Annotated in this window: 25 protein-coding genes; all 25 read right to left on the minus strand. The window is 45.6% G+C overall.

Going from position 1 to position 20,067, the window contains the following annotated elements; genetic code table 11:
• Window positions 1-211: 211 nt before the first annotated feature.
• Window positions 212-1,138: a 5'-3' exonuclease gene (locus ACFVU8_RS14425; RefSeq protein ID WP_175374139.1), complete on the minus strand. Its 927-nt coding sequence runs from the start codon at window positions 1,136-1,138 to the stop codon at window positions 212-214.
• A gap of 39 nt (window positions 1,139-1,177) precedes the next feature.
• Window positions 1,178-1,543, minus strand: a complete 366-nt coding sequence (locus ACFVU8_RS14430) for an arsenate reductase family protein (protein ID WP_387428060.1) — start codon at window positions 1,541-1,543, stop codon at window positions 1,178-1,180.
• Window positions 1,544-1,672: 129 nt separating this feature from the next.
• On the minus strand, window positions 1,673-2,668 hold the full coding sequence (locus ACFVU8_RS14435) for an RluA family pseudouridine synthase (protein ID WP_379465038.1): 996 nt from the start codon (window positions 2,666-2,668) through the stop codon (window positions 1,673-1,675).
• A 1-nt stretch (window position 2,669) separates the two neighbouring features.
• Window positions 2,670-3,233, minus strand: coding sequence for a cob(I)yrinic acid a,c-diamide adenosyltransferase (locus ACFVU8_RS14440; protein WP_387428062.1), 564 nt, complete (start codon window positions 3,231-3,233; stop codon window positions 2,670-2,672).
• A gap of 41 nt (window positions 3,234-3,274) precedes the next feature.
• Entirely contained in the window at window positions 3,275-3,832 is a 558-nt protein-coding gene (locus ACFVU8_RS14445; protein WP_083205325.1) for a type 2 periplasmic-binding domain-containing protein, read from the minus strand.
• Window positions 3,833-4,089: 257 nt separating this feature from the next.
• The gene (locus ACFVU8_RS14450) at window positions 4,090-4,833 is read right to left on the minus strand and encodes an SDR family oxidoreductase (protein ID WP_387428063.1); all 744 of its coding nucleotides are present in this window, start codon (window positions 4,831-4,833) and stop codon (window positions 4,090-4,092) included.
• An 89-nt stretch (window positions 4,834-4,922) separates the two neighbouring features.
• A complete protein-coding gene (locus ACFVU8_RS14455) occupies window positions 4,923-5,831 on the minus strand; it encodes an SDR family oxidoreductase (RefSeq protein ID WP_387428065.1) in 909 nt (302 codons plus the stop codon).
• Between the two features lie 302 nt (window positions 5,832-6,133).
• Window positions 6,134-6,769: a TetR/AcrR family transcriptional regulator gene (locus tag ACFVU8_RS14460; RefSeq protein ID WP_217622527.1), complete on the minus strand. Its 636-nt coding sequence runs from the start codon at window positions 6,767-6,769 to the stop codon at window positions 6,134-6,136.
• Window positions 6,770-6,894: 125 nt separating this feature from the next.
• Window positions 6,895-7,929 carry a C40 family peptidase gene (locus ACFVU8_RS14465; protein ID WP_387428067.1) on the minus strand — a complete coding sequence of 345 codons (1,035 nt, stop codon included), beginning with the start codon at window positions 7,927-7,929 and terminating at the stop codon, window positions 6,895-6,897.
• 178 nt (window positions 7,930-8,107) lie between these two features.
• A complete protein-coding gene (locus ACFVU8_RS14470) occupies window positions 8,108-8,365 on the minus strand; it encodes an aspartyl-phosphate phosphatase Spo0E family protein (RefSeq protein WP_175374132.1) in 258 nt (85 codons plus the stop codon).
• Window positions 8,366-8,553: 188 nt separating this feature from the next.
• Window positions 8,554-9,774, minus strand: coding sequence for an aminotransferase class I/II-fold pyridoxal phosphate-dependent enzyme (locus ACFVU8_RS14475; protein WP_387428069.1), 1,221 nt, complete (start codon window positions 9,772-9,774; stop codon window positions 8,554-8,556).
• 14 nt (window positions 9,775-9,788) lie between these two features.
• Entirely contained in the window at window positions 9,789-10,289 is a 501-nt protein-coding gene (locus tag ACFVU8_RS14480) for an Lrp/AsnC family transcriptional regulator (RefSeq protein WP_175374130.1), read from the minus strand.
• 314 nt (window positions 10,290-10,603) lie between these two features.
• A complete protein-coding gene (locus ACFVU8_RS14485) occupies window positions 10,604-10,882 on the minus strand; it encodes a thioredoxin family protein (RefSeq protein WP_387428070.1) in 279 nt (92 codons plus the stop codon).
• Between the two features lie 53 nt (window positions 10,883-10,935).
• Entirely contained in the window at window positions 10,936-11,841 is a 906-nt protein-coding gene (locus ACFVU8_RS14490; protein ID WP_387428071.1) for a sigma-70 family RNA polymerase sigma factor, read from the minus strand.
• 661 nt (window positions 11,842-12,502) lie between these two features.
• Entirely contained in the window at window positions 12,503-13,171 is a 669-nt protein-coding gene (locus ACFVU8_RS14495) for a lytic transglycosylase domain-containing protein (RefSeq protein ID WP_387428072.1), read from the minus strand.
• A 354-nt stretch (window positions 13,172-13,525) separates the two neighbouring features.
• Window positions 13,526-13,852 carry a hypothetical protein gene (locus tag ACFVU8_RS14500; protein WP_387428073.1) on the minus strand — a complete coding sequence of 109 codons (327 nt, stop codon included), beginning with the start codon at window positions 13,850-13,852 and terminating at the stop codon, window positions 13,526-13,528.
• Window positions 13,853-13,968: 116 nt separating this feature from the next.
• Window positions 13,969-14,229 (minus strand): hypothetical protein, encoded by a 261-nt coding sequence (locus ACFVU8_RS14505; RefSeq protein WP_387428075.1) that lies wholly within the window; start codon window positions 14,227-14,229, stop codon window positions 13,969-13,971.
• A gap of 135 nt (window positions 14,230-14,364) precedes the next feature.
• Window positions 14,365-14,607: a hypothetical protein gene (locus ACFVU8_RS14510; RefSeq protein ID WP_387428077.1), complete on the minus strand. Its 243-nt coding sequence runs from the start codon at window positions 14,605-14,607 to the stop codon at window positions 14,365-14,367.
• A 412-nt stretch (window positions 14,608-15,019) separates the two neighbouring features.
• Window positions 15,020-15,547 (minus strand): hypothetical protein, encoded by a 528-nt coding sequence (locus ACFVU8_RS14515; protein WP_387428078.1) that lies wholly within the window; start codon window positions 15,545-15,547, stop codon window positions 15,020-15,022.
• Between the two features lie 58 nt (window positions 15,548-15,605).
• A complete protein-coding gene (locus ACFVU8_RS14520; protein WP_387428079.1) occupies window positions 15,606-15,842 on the minus strand; it encodes a hypothetical protein in 237 nt (78 codons plus the stop codon).
• 78 nt (window positions 15,843-15,920) lie between these two features.
• Window positions 15,921-16,253, minus strand: a complete 333-nt coding sequence (locus tag ACFVU8_RS14525) for a hypothetical protein (protein WP_387428081.1) — start codon at window positions 16,251-16,253, stop codon at window positions 15,921-15,923.
• Window positions 16,231-16,791 carry a hypothetical protein gene (locus ACFVU8_RS14530; RefSeq protein ID WP_387428083.1) on the minus strand — a complete coding sequence of 187 codons (561 nt, stop codon included), beginning with the start codon at window positions 16,789-16,791 and terminating at the stop codon, window positions 16,231-16,233. Before ACFVU8_RS14530 ends, ACFVU8_RS14525 begins: the two co-directional genes overlap by 23 nt.
• A gap of 660 nt (window positions 16,792-17,451) precedes the next feature.
• Window positions 17,452-18,570 carry a hypothetical protein gene (locus ACFVU8_RS14535; RefSeq protein WP_387428084.1) on the minus strand — a complete coding sequence of 373 codons (1,119 nt, stop codon included), beginning with the start codon at window positions 18,568-18,570 and terminating at the stop codon, window positions 17,452-17,454.
• Window positions 18,571-18,970: 400 nt separating this feature from the next.
• A complete protein-coding gene (locus tag ACFVU8_RS14540) occupies window positions 18,971-19,174 on the minus strand; it encodes a hypothetical protein (protein ID WP_066373842.1) in 204 nt (67 codons plus the stop codon).
• Window positions 19,175-19,521: 347 nt separating this feature from the next.
• Window positions 19,522-20,025 carry a hypothetical protein gene (locus ACFVU8_RS14545; RefSeq protein WP_387428085.1) on the minus strand — a complete coding sequence of 168 codons (504 nt, stop codon included), beginning with the start codon at window positions 20,023-20,025 and terminating at the stop codon, window positions 19,522-19,524.
• Window positions 20,026-20,067: the final 42 nt, after the last annotated feature.

A 20,067-nucleotide genomic window follows, 5' to 3' on the forward strand; every position in this document is an offset into this window, starting at 1 on the left:
CATGCTACCTCCGGGAAAAATAAATGTGTTATCCAAACACTGAACTCAATATACTATGCAATCAGAGCGGAGCAGTCACAATTCATGTGTTCCTCATTTTACTGATAAAAATTGGGAATATTAGCAGTTTTATCATCCTATTCCCTCTTGAGGCCATACCAAAAAGCCCTGCACCGCAGGGCTTTTCACTAGACTCTAACCTTATTTTGCTCTAACCCAAATCGCCAAGCTCGATCTGCACAATACCTTCTTCTTCCTGAATCTCGGCAATCAGGTGCATCAGGCTGCCGAATTCCAGCTCTTTGAATTTACGGGCGGCAGACTCGTGCCGTACTTCCCACAGACATTCGGACAGTTCGCAGGCTACCGGCACATCACAGCGGATTTGCGCAAGATCCCGGGACAAGTGCAGCATGTCAAGATCAGCTTCGATCTTGGTCCGCACACCCTTAGGCAGCAATTGCAAATTCTCGATAACGCCTTCGACCGTACCATAATCTGTTAGAAGCTTAAGCGCCGTCTTCTCGCCGATGCCGCGAACGCCAGGATAGTTGTCGCTTGTGTCGCCCATGAAGCCCTTCAAGTCGATAACCTGGGCAGGCGTAAGGCCTTTATCAGCCAGCAGTTCCGCAGGATCATACACTTTATAATTGGAACGGCCTTTTTTCATAATCACGACTTTCACGTTGTCCGTAACAAGCTGCAGCATATCATGATCTCCAGTGATAATGTAAACCTCGGATTCTTCACCATAACCCGCTGCCAGTGTGCCGATGCAATCATCAGCTTCATAGCCTACCAGCCCGACATTGGGTACGCCAAGCTCTGCTACAACTTCCTTGACCAAATCAAACTGAGGAATCAGCTCCAGCGGCGGCTCCGCCCGGTTTGACTTATAACCATCATATTTCTCGGTACGGAACGTGCCCTTACCCATATCCCAGCAGCATACTACATGCGTAGGATTAAATGTGCTGACCGCGTCGAAAAAATACTGCAAGAAGCCGTAAACGGCGTTTGTCGGCAGTCCTGCACTGGTCTTGCGGATATATCCGCCATAGGCGGTAGCGTAATAGGCACGGAACAGCAGAGCCATTCCGTCCACGATCATCACGCGACCCTTCGTTTCTGCTGTCATGTGTAAACCTCTCCTAATTCATCTTATTCGTTATTGGGGTCAGACGTTGCTCCAGGCCCCTGCATACTGGTCTTCCTTGAATCCTACGGTAACCTTGGTTCCATCGCTGACGATTGGACGTTTAATCAACATTCCGTTGCTGGACAAAAGCTCCAGTTGCTCTTGCTCGCTAAGACCTGGCAGCTTATCCTTGAGCCCATGCGATTTATAGACATCACCGCTGGTATTAAAGAACTTCTTCAGCTCCAGTCCGCTGTTCTTGAATAGTTCACGCAGCTCCTCCACTCCTGGAGGCTGTTCCTTAATATCCTGCAGATCCAGTTCATGGCCTTGTCCCTGCAGCCATTTGATCGCATTGCGGCAGGTGCCGCATTTTGTATAGTGATAGACTTTCAATGTGCTCATCGTGTGCTCCTTTATCATGAATAGCGAGCAGAGTGCCACTGCACCTCACCTCTGCTCGAATGTACAACTCTAGTAATTGCTGCGAAAGGTACTATTTAACGGTATGTTTTCCCGCTATCAAAGCCCATCTTAAGCTTCAAGCGTGGGCTCCGGCTTCCCCTGCTTCAGCTCACTCTCCAAAGCCGCCATATCCGGCGGCAATGGCGCTTCAAAGATCAGGTTCTGCGGCAGCACCGGATGCCGCAGTGAAAGCCTCACTGCATGCAGCGCCTGACGCGGCATCGCAGCATCCAGCGCAGCAATCCCTGCCAGCTGTGCTTGCTGGGCAGGCGTCGGCACGGCCTCGCTGTATAGCGGGTGCCGGTACATACCGTCACCGATCAGCGGACAGCCGATAGAGGTCATATGCACACGGATCTGATGCGTGCGCCCGGTCTCCAGCTTCAGCTCTACTCGTGAGCCTCCGCTATAGGTTTCCATGACCTTGTAACGGGTCAAGGAAGGATAGCCATCCGGCGTCACAATGCGCCGGTGAGGCTCCGCCGGATCACGATCGATCGGCCCATCGATATCACCTTCCGGCACTGCCGGTACGCCATGTACGAAGGCCGTATACCGCTTGTCCACCGTTCCGGCAATCATCTGCTCAGAGATGTGCTGGTGCGCAAACGGGTTTTTGGCAATAACTAAAACGCCCGAAGTCTCCTGATCCAGCCGGTGTACCGGCCGGAAGCGGTAACGCTCCCCTTTTTCCGCCCAATAATGAACAATGCCATTGGCAAGAGTGTCCGTATAGTGGCCGTGAGTCGGATGCACGATGATCCCTGCTGCTTTGTTGACCACCAGCAAATGCTCGTCTTCATACAACGATTCGAAGGGAATCGGCTGGGGTAAAATATCCTCGGAGACTTCTGTCTCCATGCGAATTTCTACAATATCTCCGGTCCGGATCTTCACGCTGATATAAACACGCTCTCCGTTGACCATAATGCCTTGCTCCGTCATTTTGAGCCTGGACAAAAGCTTGCGTGAAACATCCATCCGTTTATGCAGGATGGTCTTGAGCAACCAGCCGTCCTCTTCCGGTGGGATAATATAAGATATGGGTGAATAATAGCTAGTCATGTTAATTCCGGAACACCTTTTTACCGCGCACATATTCTACGTCAGCAATCCCTGTTCTTGTATTAGCAGTGCGGGCCAGTGCGAAGAAGTAATCAGATAGACGGTTCAGGTATATGACGACCTCCGGGTTCACCTCGCTGTTTCGAGCAAGCGTCACGGTCCGCCGTTCAGCACGACGACAGATGGTGCGGCAGACATGCAGCACAGACGACAGCTGACTTCCTCCAGGGAGGATAAACCGTTCCAGCACCGGATTCTCACTTTCCAAACTGTCGATCCAGCCCTCCAACCGCTCGGCCATCTCAATATTCACCTTATAGTTATTGTCGCTTAGTGTTACGTAAGCCAGATCTGAGCCGCAGTCGAATAACTCGTGCTGAATCTCCAGCAGCTGCTCCCGGACATCGGCGAACTTCTCGTCTTCCATCAGACTACGTGCCTGTCCTACAAAGCCGTTCAGCTCATCGATAGTTCCATAAGCTTCTACCCGGACATCGTCCTTGGCTACCCTGCCTCCGATGACTGAGGTCTCCCCTTTATCGCCGGTACGTGTATAAATTTTCATAACGTACTCTCCTCCACTTTTCACCAATACTGTGAATCAATCTATTCCATCATGGCTTTAATCGCTGCAATGCTCTGTTCCAGACTGTCCGCCGAAACGGCAATTGTCAGAAACGCATCATCAGGCGCAAAGCCGGCATCCTTGAACATCTTCAGCTTGGACAACGGAATCGCAAACAAATGCTTCTCCTGAACAATATCCTTGCTGCCTTCCTTCACTACCCCGCCTTCAAAGACGCCTTCCGGGTAATCGTCCGGATTAAAATATTCGTCCAGCGGGCGGTTGGCCCCGCTTTTGCCATAGTTGAGCACATCTTCCTTCGACAGGATTACAATATCATTCATAGCAGCCGCGTATTCAACCATCAGCTTCTGGATATTATAGATCGGTGCTGTGCTGAACTCCACCTTAGCCTCGTCGCCCAGCTTGTCCTTCAGGTGGCTCTCAAAGCCCTGAACAACCTTGGTATCGGGATTCACTCCGTTCAACATCATAAAGATATTCACCGTATCCTTCGTGTTCCCCCCACCGCAGCCTGCAATCAACGTCATCATTACCAGCAGTGCAACGGCTATGCTGCCTTTCCACTTTCCCTTCAATCCGCTTCCCCCTTAGTCCTAAAAATCACATAATAACAGTTTAAACGCACTTGCGCAAAGAAGGCAAATATATAGAAATCAACTTGAAATTTTTACAATAAACATAGCAAGGCCCTAATTGAGGAAAAGGTTCGGTTTGTACCGTAGCCTCGTAAGTATGTGACACCCTTGAGAAGCAAAAACAAGCAACGAGCCGGATCCCCATGGACCATGGCTCGTTGCTTGTTTTCAATTCTGCAAATAGAAATTCTACCTTTTTACACCATTCCCCCGTTGACACGCAATGTCTGGCCGGTCACCCAACCGGATGCGTCGCTGGCCAGGAACACAACCGCCCCTGCGATATCCTCCGGCTCTCCCAGACGTCCGAAAGCATTCATTTTACGAATACCGTCAATCTGCTCCTCCGATTTACCCACAGTGAACAGCTCGGTATTCACAGGACCCGGTGCGACAGCGTTAATGGTGATTCCCTTAGGTCCAAGCTCCTTCGCTAGTTGCCGGGTAAATTGCTCTACTGCACCCTTGCTGCCTGCGTAAACGCTGTACGTCGGGAACATTACACCAGCGACAGAAGTGGAGAAATTGATAATCCGGCCGCCCTGACCCATGTGTTTGACCGCTTGCTGGATAGCAAAGAAGGTTCCTTTCACATTGATGCCGAACTGCTTGTCAAAATCCTCCTCAGTGACTGCCGCAAGCGGCTTGGTCATCATTACACCAGCATTGTTCACCAGAATATCCAGGGCGCCAAAAGCCTTCACTGTTTCTTCAAACAGCTTCTCCAACTGGGGTACATTACTAATATCCGCCTGAATGGCTACAGCCTCGCCACCGTTTTGCTTAATTTCGGAAACAACCTCTTCCGCTTTATCCGGGCTGCTGCTGTAATTCACCACAACCTTCGCCCCGTTCCGGGCCAATTCCTCTGCAATTGCACGGCCGATGCCTCTCGATGATCCTGTTACGACTGCCACTTTACCAGAAAGATTGTTTCCCATGTTAATAACCTCCAATGATTTATTAAATAGAACAAGTAGTACTATATAAGCCAAACAAAAGAAAGTAACTTACCATCCAGTACATATATTTAATCAACAGTTACAGCAGCCTCTAACAAACCGCCGAGTCCAATCCGCTCCAAAAATTCAATCCGCAGTTTCTCCGAAAGCTCCGTTACTTCAGCGGCACCGTCACCGACAAAGTCGATAACAGATCGTACAGGACGCTGACCAGCGGGCAGGCTGACAATACGGGCCACTTCATCCGCTACAGCTTGGGGATCAGCGTCATCAGGTGTAAGCGCGCTTAGCCTATCGCCAACCTCATCGAGCAGCCCGTTGATTCTTGCGTAAGCTGCTGAAGTCTCTCCATCAGCTGGAGGGGTAGCATTCGGAAAATGTGAAGTCCCTTTCGTGAAGGCACCGGGTACTACGAAGGAAGTCTCGATCCCGAAAGGAGCGACTTCATACGCCATCGTCTGGGCAAGTGAATCCATAGCCGCTTTGGCAGCTACATAAGGTCCAAGGAACGGCGGGAAGCCGCCGCGAACGGTAGTGCTGCTGATCCAAAGCAGCAGGCCAAATTCCTGTGCTCTCATATACGGCAGAGCCGCCCGGTTAACCCGCTGTGTCCCGAGAACGTTGGTGTCATATACTTTAGCCATTTCTTCCGGGGAAAAAGCCTCAGTCACACCAACTACTAGGTGACCAGCATTATGCATAACCACATCCAAAACACCCTGCTCTTTCACAATGACCTGCACCGCACGGTCTGCCGATTCCTGAGAGAGAACATCCAGCTCCAGAGCCTTGAGACTGAATCCATTCTCCGCTGCATAATCGTGCAGTTCCTTGGCCCGGGGGGCGTTCCTCCCTTCAACATCGCGCATGCTGGCATATACGATATGTCCTGCGGCCGCCAAAGTGCGGGCGGACAAGTTGCCTATTCCAGTAGAAGCACCTGTGACGAGAATAACTGATTTGTGAGTTTGATTCATGTTGTCACTCCTTAAAAATGGATTGATTACCAGTCCAATCTTCATAATGTCGGCACGTTTCTTCGCTGCTATGCATCTCCTTAAGATTTTGTTGGCGTATGAGCCCATTTGAATTCTGTGCTGCATCCGTCCGGTGAATTGATTATATAATAACAAATATCAATAATCAACTGACAATTTTATATATTTGTCATTTTATTTTTTTCTTTTCTATTTTGCATAAAAAAAAGAAGCACCGCTGATAAGTCTAATCAGCAGTACTTCCCTATGTTTTTGTTACACATTACCTTTAGCCATTTGAATTAAGAGGCTTTGATCCCTTCAATCAGCAGCCCCCACACGGAGTCAAAATCCTGACCGAGTGTGGTCTCGGACCATTCGTAAGCATGCGCGGGGTGATTAAAATGAGCCATTGCAATAAACAGCGCTCTCGCCATCACTTCAGGCTGACCCGGCTTCAATTCTCCCTGCTTTATCCCCCGCTCAACGATCTGAGCGATTTGGGAGATTAAGCAGTCCACATGTTCCGAGATGACATCCGCAGTCTCCAGGGTAACCGCCGTATACATTGCGAACATCTCCGGATCTTCTACAGCGTAAGCCAGCTTACTCTGTGACAGGACCAGAAACCATTGCCTCAGCCGCTGGGCCGTACTACCGCCCTTCTCCTCCGCTATTGCCTGCAGCGGATCAGAGATTTGGTGCAGCCACCGCTCCGTTACCGCTGCCCGCAAAACTGCCTTGCTGGGAAAATGACGGTAGATCGTTCCATGGCTGACCGATAGTACACGGGCAACATCTACTACCGAGCTTTTATCAGGACCAAACCGGCGCAGCACGCTCTCCGCTGCATCCAGAATCATTTCTTTAGTTAATGCCTGTTCATTTTTCATATTGATCGAAGTTACACAAATACCGGACAAAAGGGCCCTCAGCATTCGCTGTGCCTTCTTTACCCCCTTGCTTGCTTTACGAATACCATAGCACAACAATTATAGGGTATCAATATTGTTATTTTGTCATTCATAACCTCACACCTTGTATTACTGGATAAAAGTACACCCTAAAATACTCTGCGGGCCGTCACAAAACGTTTCATCCACTTGCTGTCCAAGGTTTCGTAGTGAACGCCTTGTTCCTTCGAATAGGTGTGCAGAATCCGGTTGTTTCCGGCATAAATGGCGACATGCCCAATATTTAGTCCGCGCGCACTGAAGAATAGCAAATCACCCTTACGCAGGTCTCCGATACTTACTTCCTTGCCTTCTTTGGCCTGATTGTAGGAGACACGCGCCAGATCAATGGACAGAACCTCCTTGAACACCCGACCGACAAAAGATGAACAGTCGAATGTACGTGTCTGATCCGGAGAAGCACCGAATTCATAAGGGGTGCCCAGGAACTTCTCTCCATACGCCAGCAACGCATTTCCTTGCAGTTCTGCAAGGGAAGGACTGGTGTAGTCGCTAAAGCCCGGTTTTGCAGATATATAACCTGTCTTATTGTCCTCTGTGCGTACTTTCAGCCACAGGGCATCGGTCTCTTCAAGAACCTGAACCTTCTCCCCAGCCGGTAGCGATTCAATGACACTGGAGTCCGTTCCCGAATCCGGCACGGTGCGTAGATTAACGGCGCTCACAATCTTGGTGTTGTACTCTTGGGCTGAATTAATACGGATTTCATGACTAACCGGGTCCCATTTCACTTGGTTGCCCAGCGCCTCACTAAAATATCGCAGCGGCATCATCGTATTCCCGGCAACGATCTGACCCGGCACGCTCAGTGTGACCGGCTTACCATTCGTATAAGCAGCCCCATCTCCGATCCGGTAACTCAACACGGTCTCTCCCTTGGTCGCTGTCACCGATTTGGCTTGATTGTCCCAAGAGAGCTTGGCTCCCTGCTCCTCAAACAGCTTGCGCATCGGCACAAGGACCGTATCATTCACGAACAGTGGCTGAACACCGAATTGAAGGGGTCGTCCATCCAAATAGATGGCAGTCTCTTGATTGTCAGGCGCGCTATCGGCATGTGCCGGAGCTGAGTACAACAGCGGTGCCAGTAGCAGAAGCAGTGCCGCTTGTCTAGTTCTCTTCATGTTGTCTTCACCTCGGGTGATTGATAGATTCAAGAGTTTGTACTCAGACCGGTTCCAGAAGTTTTGTGCCAATTGTTTCCAATCCCATGTGAAATGTCAGGCAATACACCCAGATTAGCTTCTTTATCGTCATAAAAAAGAGGGCCCAAATGGGCCCTCCGAGCTGCGCCCCGGACGATTATCTTCTACAGGGACGTACCTTCATATATTCATTTATCTTTAGATCCAGCAGACTGCTGATTTCAATGACGTTGTCCGAGGTGAACGATTTCTCCTGCAAAAAAAGCTGCTCCATCTTGGTGCGTAATACCCGAATTTCATCTTCCAAAGAGAGCCTGCGTACAGAAGCATCGCCCTTAGGGGACCGTTTCCCGCTTCCTGAAAAACATTCCCCGCCATAGGAAGGTAAGTAATAATCGGCACTGAGCACAATCATACCTCCTAAAAATCTTGTTGAGCGTCTGCTATAAAATAGCATCGAAACAACCGGCTAGAAAGCATCCGCTTCGTTTCCAGAGCAACGTTGACCTCCAACTGTCATTAAAGGCTACACTTACTCTCTCAAAGTAAAATTATACCATGCAATTGAGAGATTTACTAGACTCTTTTCATAAATTTTACTCTTTATTCCGTTCTTTCCCTTTCGAGTTTGGTAACAAAGGCTCCAATGCGTTCGATGGCCTCATTCAGCTGCGACACCGAAGTCGCATACGAGCAACGAAGATATCCCTCGCCACCCAAACCGAACACACTGCCCGGTACCGCGGCGACCTTACTTTCACGCAACAGCCGCTGGGCGAATTCATCAGAACTCAGACCGGTATGGCGGATGCTTGGAAAAGCGTAAAACGCCCCCTGCGGCTCATGGCATTCCAGCCCCGCATCCCGCAGGCCCTTCACGATCAGGCGCCGCCGCTGGTTATAGGAATCGGTCATCCGATCCTTTTCCTCCAGCCCGTTGGTCAGCGCCTCCAGCGCGGCAACCTGCCCCATGGAAGGCGCACACATTACCGTGTACTGATGAATCTTCAACATGGCAGAGATGAGCTCTGGATGACCGCAGGCGTAACCCATACGCCAGCCTGTCATGGCAAAGGCTTTGGAGAAGCCGCTAACGAGAATCGTGCGGTCTTTCATCCCCGGCAGCGACGGGAAGCTTACATGGTTGCTGCCGTAGGTCAGTTCCGCATAGATTTCATCAGAAATCACGATGAGATCATGTTTTTCCACGACTTTGGCAATAGGCTCCCAGTCCTCGCGTGTCATAATCGCACCCGTCGGATTGCTCGGATAGCACAGGATCAGCACTTTAGAACGCGGTGTGATCTTGGCTTCCAGCCCTTCCGCAGTCAGCTTGAAGTTATGCTCGCCAAAGGTCTCGATGCCAACGGGAATGCCCCCGCCGATGGCAGTTATAGGAGAATATGAAATATAACACGGCTCCGGGATCAGAATCTCGTCGCCTGGTGAGATCAGGGCACGCAGGGCAAGGTCAATCGCCTCGCTTCCCCCTACTGTAGCAATGATTTCGTTAGCCGGATCGTAATCTACTGCAAAACGGTTATGCAGGTAATTGGCAATTCCCTCCCGCAATTCAGGCATACCTGCGTTGGAGGTATAGCCGGTGAAGCCTTTTTCCAAAGAATATACGCAAGCTTCCCGGACATGCCAAGGAGTCTTGAAATCAGGCTCACCGACCCCCAGTGAGATAATGTCCTTGCTGCCAGCTGCCAGATCAAAAAATTTGCGGATGCCTGATGGCTGAATCTCCCGGACCAGTGGGGCCAAATAGGAGTTCATGGACTTGCCGGTGCCTCCGTTAGGTTGAGTATTGTTCGTGATCATATGGCGTTCTTCCTTTACGGAGAGATCATCAGACGGTTGTCTTCCTCATGCTCCTCGAAGATGATCCCGTCCTGTTTGTATTTTTTGAGCGTAAAGTTGGTTTTGGTAGAGAGCACAGAATCGATCGGCGACAGCTTCTCGGATACGAAATTTGCGACTTCACGCAGATTGCGGCCTTCCACTTCCACCAACAGATCGTATGCACCAGACATCAGATAGACGGATTTCACTTGCGGGTACAGATAAATCCGCTCGGCGATGCCTTCGAAACCGCGGCCCCGCTCCGGCGTAATTTGTACCTCAATCAGTGCGGTTACCCGCTCGTCATCCACCTTATCCCAATTGACGACTGTGGAATATTTTACGATAACATTGTCTTGTTCCATCTGCTCAATCACAGTCTTTACATCGGCTTCTTCCGCCCCAAGTAGCGTGGCCATCAACGCTGTGGAGCTTCGCGCATCCTCCTTGAGCAGTTCCAGCACTTTCCTCTTCAATTCATCCATTTCCTTCATGCCTTCCCTCCGGGATCAATCGCAAGCACGTAACGCGGTAAAGCGCCGCCTGCGAAAAGAGTTTAATACTAATATGACACGAAAAAGGCGTCTCTGCAAACAAAATAACCCTGCATCCGGCCGTCTGTATGACGAGCATAGGATGAGGGTAAGCCACTTTTCCTTGATTAATGTGCTTCTGTCAACGTCTCAATTCCAACGGGTAAGATGATGTTGTCATCCCTGGTTAGCTCACCGTATAAAATTCAGTACCACACTAATCCTTATATTCGTTCTATAATGATTACAACGAAATGTTCGATTGATCAAACTCATTATTTAATATCCTCTAAATGTGTTTTAATATATTCTTCCAGTTGGTCGATCCAGTTATCTATTACTTTCTTTGCTAGAGCACTACTGAAACGCCCTAGTTCACGTTCTCCGTGCCTAACAACTACTGTAGGAATATACTTCACATCCGTATGTACGGATCGCTCATACTCAATCCTAGAGATCTTAAGATGCGGCCGTTCTTTTTCAATCTTTTCAAGAGTCTTAGAGAAGCGGCGACAATGCCCGCATGATTTGCTATAATAAAAGGTAAGTTCCACTTGACTTTCACCTTCAAATTTGAGATAACAGAGCGCGATTTATCCCCTCTGTTTCAGACACAAAAATCCAACTTCTGAATGGCTTTTTGTCTCATGTAATACAACACACGTGTCGTGTATTTTTCGATAGGATATTCACATACTTCAAGTAATTCAGTAATGTCTTCAATGCACATAAGGTTATTGCGTTCCTTAATCTCTTGAGCGATTATAGTAATCTCTCGTTCATACTTGGATGCAACTATGACTTTCTCTTCCTTCACGTTAGCTTCTTTGCTCTCAATCTTTTGGCGGATACGAGCAAGAGTTCGGTTAATAGTCATAGGGTAGACGTTAAGCTTCTCAGCGATCTGAGTGTTGTTAGACTCTTCCATAACAAACGTCATGACCTTTTTTTCAAAATCTGTAAACATAGAATCTACTAGAAGTTGTTCTACATAGACTTTGTTGGTCACTTCATCCTCAAGTACACGCTCCTTAGTGTCCGCTATGTCGAAGTTATCAATAGCGTCATAATGTTCTAAATCATCACTGAACATAGCAATCTCTCGATATCGTTCAACCGATATGTCCAAGAGTTCCGACATCTCTTCTTCGTTCGGGCGGTAACCTAGAGTATTCTCGATCTCAACCATTCTCTTAATGAGGTCAACAGCACCACGGCTTAACCGTACAGACTGTGAGTCACTGTAAAGAAGCTGATTAATCTCCCATAGGATAGGGCGAACGACATATGTGGTAAACTTTATGCCTCTATCAAAGTTGAAATCCTGAAGCGCAATCAGGATACCGATGCAAGCATGTTGATATAGTTCGTCATCCGTAACCCTGAACTTAGCCCTCAGTTCTTCCACATTCCCTTTAAAGTGCTTAATGATGGAAAAGATGAAGTCTCTATTTTCCGTAAAAAAGTCACCAAGCAAATCTTTATCTCTCTTACAGGCTTTAATAAGTTCCATGTTGTGCATATCTCTTACGCCTTTTTTCCTAAGCCTTGCGTAGTCTTCTCTTATCAACTATTTCACCTCGAACTTTCTGTCTTCTTGCACAGCTTTCAGAAAGTCCACTACCTCCCCACCGTCTGTAACTACAACACCACTTTCACTAATCCCTCAAACTCCTTTTAAATCTTCCCACTTCACATAGAATTTAAGTTTCCGTGCCTTCTCGTTTAGGGCGGCGCAGTATTTAGAAACGTGGAAGCCATGTAGTAGAGCAGTCATGTATTCAGCTTTGTCTTGTAGCGCGTCTCCGGGCAACCGGTAGTCATGCCCCATAACACCATTCATCGATGTAATCTTGAATGTAAATCCATTTGCTTGGTCTTGTGCTAGTTTGCTGTACTCTATAATGGTCGTTCTATGTCTTTCAGGAGTTGCGGGCAAAAAAAAAGACCCTTTCGCTAGGGTCTTTCAATTACCTCAAGGGTTTGATTAGAATTGCACGGTCAGGTTCAATGTTCATTGGCTCGAATGTCCGAGGATTATTCACATGTTTTTCCTTATAGTCTCTCTTACAATATCTTCAAAAACTTATTATCAGGGATATCGTTGTTTCCATTCATTGAGGCATTACTCACAATATAAGGAAAAGATACACTTGATAACATATACTACGAAATCACCTTTCAATTGTCGCTAGAACCTTATTGACCCTAGCGAGATACTTCTTGCTGTATGTACCTCTTGATAAATTCCCTTCACCCTGATTATAAGCTATTATGCCCAAATCTTTTCCAAACCGCTTCTGATTATAAGCCAGGTACTTTGCACCAATCTCAATATTAATAGACGGATTAAATAGACTTCCTGAAATCCTCATATACTTTTGAGTGGACGGTAGAATCTGAAGCAATCCTGTGTCATGAGAAGGGCCTACCTCATTAGGGTTATACCCACTCTCAACCTGAATCATTGCTAGAATGGTATAAGGGTCAACGCCATAAGCGTTGCAATGTTTAATAATCAGCTTTGTCCATTTGCTAGCATTTGTTTTGGACACTTTTTGCCCTGTCATGTGGTTGATTAGATTTCGCTCGACAGTCGATACTGCCTTTGTCGGCTGAGGTTTTTGTTTCGATGTGTGTGTTGATGCGGGTACAGTAGCGGCTATCGTTTTAACTTTAATCTTAGGACTTATGGTTTCTTGATTATTCACCTTTTGTACCGGCTCATGAGCCTTGATCACACTTTCCGCCGGCGTAGCTTGTGTTGCCAATACCCCGCCTTGCGGGGAACAAGCAGTAATTGTCACAGCTATTGCCAACGTCAGTATAATTTTTTTTATCACTTTATTATCATCCTTTTTTGGCAACTAGAACATCACTGATAAACTCCCTAGTATCAGCATGAAACTTATTTTCGTAGTTGTTTACTAGAACGTAGTCCACTTTGTAAGTACCTGTGTTACGTTCAGTTTCATCCTTCAGTAACGAGGCGTTGAGATTTTCTTTCGCTAGACTGAGACTCGATTCTTTCCTCGTCAGGTTTTACTAGAGAATACAAGCGAGTGGTAGTGGTCGCTTTTACCGCTTCGAAGAATTTCACCTGATTTCATTAGCCGTCACTCCTTTCGATTGGTTACTCTATAGTGGTCGGGTTATACCTTAAGAAAGTTGCGGAAATAGAAAAGGCAGGCTTTCGCCTACCTGATTCTTGCCATACGCTGATTAATGTCTTTGCACCATTCATAATCTCGTAGCCATAGTGCTATATCCATGAGGACGTACAGACCAATAGAGTCTAAGTGGTTCATGTCCCATTGCACTGCTTTTCTACTTATTAAAGAATGCGCCCTTGATCCGTTCTTTGCCAGAACACTTAATTCTGACTGAGCTAGCCGCACTTCTCTTCCATATAACCTCAAGACTAGCATATCTTTTTCGGCTGTAGCTACCACCTGCCCAATAAGTCCATCATGAGGGCTTCCTTCACTGGTAACTCTTATATAATCATCTACTTCGGGCAACATATGAAAAACCTCCTTACCTCTGGAATATTCCTCATAGAGTCTTCATGTAATTTTTTCCACATAAAGGGGTTATTCAACAGCACTCTCATGATTGTTATCAGCCATTATTGAAGGATTCATTCGAACAATTCACTTCCCTCAAATTCAATAATTTCCATAAGTTTCTCGTAAGGCGGTAGGTTAATCACAGTTTCCTCCAACCAGTGTTGAAACATATCGAATGATTGGCTATAGAGTTTCTCTTCTGTAATAGAACTGAGAAACAGGTACTTGCCATTAGATTTAAACCAAATCTCCTTTTTTTTCTTATCTGGTTTCTCTACCATATGAAGCCCTGCAGCTACTCTCTGATCTACACTAAACCCCTGTAAGTCCATTATTTTTCACACTCCTTTACTCTCATTAGTGGATTCATCTACTAGTAAAGTTGCATAAAAAAAGAGACACTCAAGTCTCTTTCCAGTATCTGTATATATTGTGGATATGAGTAGGTAAGTTTAAACCTAACCTATCTAATGTACGTTAATATACGATAGACAGAGGTCAACTTTACGCCTGATTTCAGTAATATCTTCATTTATGTTTACATCAGTGTTGTACAAATTCATATAGCTGTTGCGAAAGCGTACTTGCTCTTCAGTGAGCAGTCCTCGACCTTCTTCGGTGGGGGAATTATCAATGTCAACACCAAGAGTATTAGCCGCTAATTTAGTCTCCCTTACAGCCTGATAAAGTTCACGGAATGTAATCTTCATGTTCTTCTCGTTCTCCCTATATAACTAAGTTTCCCGTTAGAGATACTAGCACTAAAACAATCCTGTAGACACTTTCGATTACCTTCAATAAGGTTCTGCAAGCTAAGATTTGAGGTCACTTCGGATTGCATTATTCTCTCTAATACGCCTTCAAGCTGTTGCTTACTACTTCGTAATGCGTTGACAGCGGCAGGGGAAGCGTGGTACATAGCTTGTTCTAACGCTTGTATAGCACTCTCTACTCGCTCTACCTCTGTTACTACAACCCCAAGAATGTACATATTGGTAGCCATTTCTTCCCTCCTAGAGTTATAAGTGTACGGTTTTAAGATTAGTGTTGACAATCCATTTAATATTCGGGCGTTTAGTCAGGTTTACAAATAAAAGGAAACATTTTCCCCACTTTAAGGTTTTATAATGCGTCTTCCAAAGCTTCATAGAAGTTTTGAGCAACCACTGTAATGATTTTTTTGCCATCGTTCATACGAATAACTGCTGTGTTACCCATAGCCACGTAATTGAATTCTCCTGCACTAATCTCAACACTCGCCGCATCTAATACCAGTTCCTGAGTCTCAACATTATTCAGTGATTCAGATAAGCTTCCGTAATACGCAAAATCCTTAGGGTAAGAAGGGGCAATAAATTTCTCAAAACTAACTTCAAGCAATTCTTGCTCAAGTCTCCCGACACGTTCCGCAAGTCTTTCATTTGCTTCCAAAATTCGGCTCAATTGCACATCACGTAGCTCTGCAAGGTCTGCCTTTGCTTTCAATTCAGCGATATTAGCACCTGAACTGCGGATCTCTTTAGCAATCGCAAGCAGTTCTACAAGTTCTTGTGGAGAAGTACTGCCGTCAAATGTCTCCGTGATGCATACTTTGTCTCCAAATCCGAAGAATGGATTGCCACCGAATGTTGGTCGTTGTTGCTGGTTCATAGTATTATGTTACCTCCCTTTTAGATAGTTACAATTCGCATTTAATCGCTATAGTAGGTCAACGGTAAGAAATCATAACGTAATCTCCTTCTTCATTACGCTCAAAGGTAAAGTTAGAACCAATTACCAACTCAGTGAAGTTCTGAGGGATAGTAATAGAACCACCCGCTTGCTCAGTAAGATATGATAGCATCTTAAAAACTGCTTCATTCTGTCCTTTTAAGAACATTACTTCCTCCTGGAGTTGGGATATGCTAGCTGACTGACGAATGTTGATTGCGCTTCTAGTGTTCATAAATTTAATCTCCTGCCTTAATCAGTTTCTTAGGATATTAAAAAGTCGCGGGGAAGGAATTCGAACCTGTCCAAACCACTATTTGATAACTGCTTTATTAACAAGCTTGGTAGCATCTTCATTCATTTCTTCCGCCTTGACAGTCCAGTAGCTTACTTTAGAGAATGGAACGCCTGCTAATTCACCTGTAATGTCCTCAATCGCAAACACCTCATTCTCCCGATGGTATTTACGGAAAATCTTCTTGTACTCATTCAGCACTTCCTTGGCAGACTTCAGAATGATTTCCACGGGCTTCTTTTCGCCATGCTCCATAATATGACCTTTCAATATAGGGTCAATTTCGTACCAATCAACCTTCTTTACTTCCCCATTGTCTAGGGAAAACTTAGCTGTTACCTGAACCTTCACAGCTTCCACCTTCTTCTATATAATAGTCATTTTCAATTTTTTCACTTATACCTTCAATGCAGTCATAATATGAGTCTTTTGAGTGGGTTACCCAAAATAACCTTTCTGCATCCGCTTCATTCTTTGCCTTCACATAAAATATTTGATTTTCACACGCAAATCGGTTATAAAAATTCACTTCATACTTCTTCAGATAGTCCTCTTTTGGAGGTTCCTCTTCGGTGTAGAGGTAGTCTGTAAAATCTTTAATGTGGATCTCTATGTTCTCCAAGGTAACCCTTTTAAGCTCTAAGTTTAGTTTGTCCTGCAGGACAAGGAGTTCTTCCAGTTGAATCTTGCTTAGTGGTGGTTCAATGGACTCTCCTCCTTCATCATGCCGAATCCACCATCGTCTAATAGTTTCAAGTGTCAGCGTTTGATTAATGAAGTTACCGCAATGATTGCACCAAAGCATTAGAGACTTGTCACACTCCATCTCTTCCGGAATAAAAGAAGATTTGCCCCCGCAATGAGGGCACTTGTTCATGAATCCTAACATTCATCTTCACCTCTCTAATTTTCCCATTTTTCTATATATCTTAATTGATGGAAAAATATAAACTGACAGAAGCATCACACCTACGAACACTTGAGGAAGCATGGAAGCCGTAATTGATGTATGTAAGAGCTTACTTAGCGCACCTGCCACATACGGACCTGCGATTAGCTTGAGTCCGACACCTACAATCCAACCGATACCAATTGCCGCCAAAGGCCTAAACAAAATCCCTAACAATAATAGCAATAGCATACCAGCACCCATGACACCGATTATCAAACCTGACAACACTGCTTTAATTATGTTTTTTATTGTATAATTTCTCCCTTAAAGTAGTTAAAATAGTCTTGTTTTTCGCTTACTGGCTCGTATTGTATTCCATTGTCGGTAGGGTACGGGGTGGTATGAATGAACTTCAACTCTTGTATGGCACTTGGTATACCATTAGGAAAAGCCATGCATGACATGTTCGCCCGATCATCCCTATTAAAATGCTTACAGAAGACGCACGGCACTGTAATATCCACTTACTTTCCTCCCTGGCGTAGTATCTGTTTTTTTATTCCTCACATAATACGAAGGTCACCGTCCAAATCTATTATTCCCCCTTCTGCGTCAGGAAAAAGGATACTCGCTCTATTATCTACTTTCATGCATAACTCACCATCCTCCACACTTGAATCCCCCATACTGCTCATACCACTCCCATATATTTTTATCAATGGGAATTCCGGTTATTTTAGCAGTAAACACTTCGGGTATTAGCTCAATTGGAAACCACTTTGTAGCGTAATTGCATAAGTGGTTAGCGATATACGTTGCTTCAGGGTTTGTCAGTATCGTCTTAGCCCCGTAGTTGTCAGGGTCAAGTGCTGAAATCTTATAAAACATCTGCTCTCCAACATTGTGGAAATGTAACCAGTGCCCTATCTCATGAATGACCGTTCTAAGCCTGTCAGGTGACGATTTCTGACCGGTATCGTACTCTGCTTGTGCAATGGCGGCAGCATTCTTGAAATCGTAGGTCTTGCTTACAACAACCTCTCCGGTTGGAGGATTAAAGTAACCATTAGCCCCGTTACCGTTCTTGATATTGATGGTCAACTTATGTTTCTGAATCATATCAGCAAAGCCACTGCAAGTATTCAGTAAAAGGGATAAGGCTTCTGTGACATAGTTGGCCGCATCTAACTTACCTGCAAAGTTCACTGAGACTCCTAAGTCCTTAGCCCAGTTGGTCGCTTCAGCCACAGTGTTGAATGGTTGCCATGCGACAGGAAGCTGTATACCTCCGTTTGGAGTTTCGGGAGGTTCCTCATAATCAGGCAACTCCGCTGGCGGGTCAGGGTAGGAACCTAAATCAGTAGTGCCCGTTAGAACTAAATCAGCGCCGTGCTCAGTCAGGAAGTGGAACATCAACCCTAAGTTCTTCTTGTCACCATGTGGAGTGTGATACTCAAGCAGAAACTCATTACCTGCTTTGACCGGATGGGCTACTTGGAAATAAAGACCTTCCTCGTAATTCTTACAGTGAAGATTTTTAATGATTGTCTTTCCATTCACCTTAAGACTCCAAAAATCCTCGATGCTGTCCACGTCAGCGTATATTGATATCGCATAGAATTCTAAATCATGGGACATTGTGAACGTATCCCTTATAATCCTGTCACCCTTTGCCTTGGCAGGAATCTCGATATTCCTTCCAATAAAATGCGGAGAAGGCTTGGTAGGGTAGTAAGGAGGATCCAACCTCCCACCTACAACGTATCTACCTAGCATTTACCAACCACCCCACAGATTCCACTTCAACCTAGCGATGAGACTAGATAACCAACTTAGTGTGTGAGCAGGTATACGCCTATCCATCGCAGATTCACTTATTTTGTTGAGTAACTTCTGCTTCTTTACCTCTGCATTCTGCTGGCTTCTGCCCATTTGGGAGAATATAATACTTTCGTTGCCTTTAACGGATTGCTTGATACTAACTGACTCTAATTCCCCTCCCATCAGTCAGCACCCAACCGTAGGCAGTACATTGGTTTCTAATGAATCATTCATATAGATCCTCCTTAAAGGTATAAACTCTGTCAGATTGCTCGGATAAACACTCTTCCGAACTCTTGCCCGTAAGTGATTTAAGAAAGAACTGTTACTTCTGCCGTCACGTGTTATCCTCCAACTAATGCAGTGTTATTTGCTCTGCAGCCATTGTTGAAACTCGATTCATTACCAACGTCATTTCTTCTGCAAAAGTCATAATCATTGCTGCTGAGAAGTCAGTTTCTACTGCCTCTCTACCATCTTGCCTCGCAATTGTGTGAGCCATGTGAGAAATTTTGTTCGAGATAATTTCAGCATACTGGGTTGCTGTAAAGTTTTTCATATTGTCTGCCTCCCTCTCTATAATCGTCGTTTTATACTCTTCAGGAGTTGCGAAGCTAATTTAAAAGCTTTTTGTATTGAGCCCGCAATGGCTAGGAACAAGTACATTAGGCTCATGGACAAGAACATAGTTGTTAACACCATCACCTAAGTTGTCTAGCCTTACTTTACATCCTTGTGTATACAGTTCTGATAGGTGGGCTTGCCAACGTTGACAAACCTCGTAAAGTTCGATATTAGTGATTCCCCCTAGAGCTATTTGGCTTACCCTCTAGTAGTTGTTCTATCCTATTAAATAGATGCGAAAACAGAAAAGACCCCTTTCGGAGTCTTTTCCAGTTCTATCTGTTATCTTCTTTGAGTTAAAACTGAACCGCTCAAGTCTACTTGAGCTCGTCCCCAAACCGCCATACGTCCTACTAAAAAATTTTTCCTAATGTCTATTTGGCTCATGGTATCTGAGTATGATGATACTAACTCGATTTGTGGTTGCTGAACCTCATAAGGATCATCTCCAATAAACTCTGTAGCACCTGTACCTGAGATCTCCATAGTAACTCCCTCGTTAATATTCAATGCTTCAAAAATAAGGACTGTTCTTGGTACGTCATCATGAATACCACCTACCTTAGCCTTGACAGGACAATCTGCCTCAACCAGTTTGTCGTTTACGTGAGCAACGAACAATGAAGTTACATGCGTATGGCTCGTACTGTAAGTACCTGCATCTAAGGTAATAGGGAAATCTGTTCCGTTAACACTGATAATAAGTTCGTCATTTGTGCCTGCTTCTACTATTCTTTCAGGTGCAAGTTGGGTGTTTCCCCATACTCGAATACCACTAGATGACATGAAATCACTCCTTCAATTCTTCTAAGTCCATTATAAGTAACC

It is taken from the genome of Paenibacillus sp. NPDC058177 (assembly GCF_042883835.1).
Taxonomy (GTDB): Bacteria; Bacillota; Bacilli; order Paenibacillales; family Paenibacillaceae; genus Paenibacillus_AQ; species Paenibacillus_AQ agri.

What these genes read in the sequence shown, in the direction of transcription:
- ACFVU8_RS14425 (WP_175374139.1), bottom strand. Translation starts at nt 1,138, where the DNA reads ATGACAGCAGAAACGAAGGGTCGCGTGATGATCGTGGACGGAATGGCT.
- ACFVU8_RS14470 (WP_175374132.1), bottom strand. Translation starts at nt 8,365, where the DNA reads ATGATTGTGCTCAGTGCCGATTATTACTTACCTTCCTATGGCGGGGAA.
- ACFVU8_RS14540 (WP_066373842.1), bottom strand. Translation starts at nt 19,174, where the DNA reads ATGAAAAACTTTACAGCAACCCAGTATGCTGAAATTATCTCGAACAAA.
- ACFVU8_RS14505 (WP_387428075.1), bottom strand. Translation starts at nt 14,229, where the DNA reads ATGGACTTACAGGGGTTTAGTGTAGATCAGAGAGTAGCTGCAGGGCTT.
- ACFVU8_RS14515 (WP_387428078.1), bottom strand. Translation starts at nt 15,547, where the DNA reads ATGAACCAGCAACAACGACCAACATTCGGTGGCAATCCATTCTTCGGA.
- ACFVU8_RS14440 (WP_387428062.1), bottom strand. Translation starts at nt 3,233, where the DNA reads ATGAAAATTTATACACGTACCGGCGATAAAGGGGAGACCTCAGTCATC.
- ACFVU8_RS14460 (WP_217622527.1), bottom strand. Translation starts at nt 6,769, where the DNA reads ATGCTGAGGGCCCTTTTGTCCGGTATTTGTGTAACTTCGATCAATATG.
- ACFVU8_RS14475 (WP_387428069.1), bottom strand. Translation starts at nt 9,774, where the DNA reads ATGATCACGAACAATACTCAACCTAACGGAGGCACCGGCAAGTCCATG.
- ACFVU8_RS14465 (WP_387428067.1), bottom strand. Translation starts at nt 7,929, where the DNA reads ATGAAGAGAACTAGACAAGCGGCACTGCTTCTGCTACTGGCACCGCTG.
- ACFVU8_RS14430 (WP_387428060.1), bottom strand. Translation starts at nt 1,543, where the DNA reads ATGAGCACATTGAAAGTCTATCACTATACAAAATGCGGCACCTGCCGC.
- ACFVU8_RS14545 (WP_387428085.1), bottom strand. Translation starts at nt 20,025, where the DNA reads ATGTCATCTAGTGGTATTCGAGTATGGGGAAACACCCAACTTGCACCT.
- ACFVU8_RS14500 (WP_387428073.1), bottom strand. Translation starts at nt 13,852, where the DNA reads ATGTTGCCCGAAGTAGATGATTATATAAGAGTTACCAGTGAAGGAAGC.
- ACFVU8_RS14450 (WP_387428063.1), bottom strand. Translation starts at nt 4,833, where the DNA reads ATGGGAAACAATCTTTCTGGTAAAGTGGCAGTCGTAACAGGATCATCG.
- ACFVU8_RS14490 (WP_387428071.1), bottom strand. Translation starts at nt 11,841, where the DNA reads ATGGAACTTATTAAAGCCTGTAAGAGAGATAAAGATTTGCTTGGTGAC.
- ACFVU8_RS14535 (WP_387428084.1), bottom strand. Translation starts at nt 18,570, where the DNA reads ATGCTAGGTAGATACGTTGTAGGTGGGAGGTTGGATCCTCCTTACTAC.
- ACFVU8_RS14435 (WP_379465038.1), bottom strand. Translation starts at nt 2,668, where the DNA reads ATGACTAGCTATTATTCACCCATATCTTATATTATCCCACCGGAAGAG.
- ACFVU8_RS14455 (WP_387428065.1), bottom strand. Translation starts at nt 5,831, where the DNA reads ATGAATCAAACTCACAAATCAGTTATTCTCGTCACAGGTGCTTCTACT.
- ACFVU8_RS14480 (WP_175374130.1), bottom strand. Translation starts at nt 10,289, where the DNA reads ATGAAGGAAATGGATGAATTGAAGAGGAAAGTGCTGGAACTGCTCAAG.
- ACFVU8_RS14530 (WP_387428083.1), bottom strand. Translation starts at nt 16,791, where the DNA reads ATGTTAGGATTCATGAACAAGTGCCCTCATTGCGGGGGCAAATCTTCT.
- ACFVU8_RS14510 (WP_387428077.1), bottom strand. Translation starts at nt 14,607, where the DNA reads ATGAAGATTACATTCCGTGAACTTTATCAGGCTGTAAGGGAGACTAAA.
- ACFVU8_RS14520 (WP_387428079.1), bottom strand. Translation starts at nt 15,842, where the DNA reads ATGAACACTAGAAGCGCAATCAACATTCGTCAGTCAGCTAGCATATCC.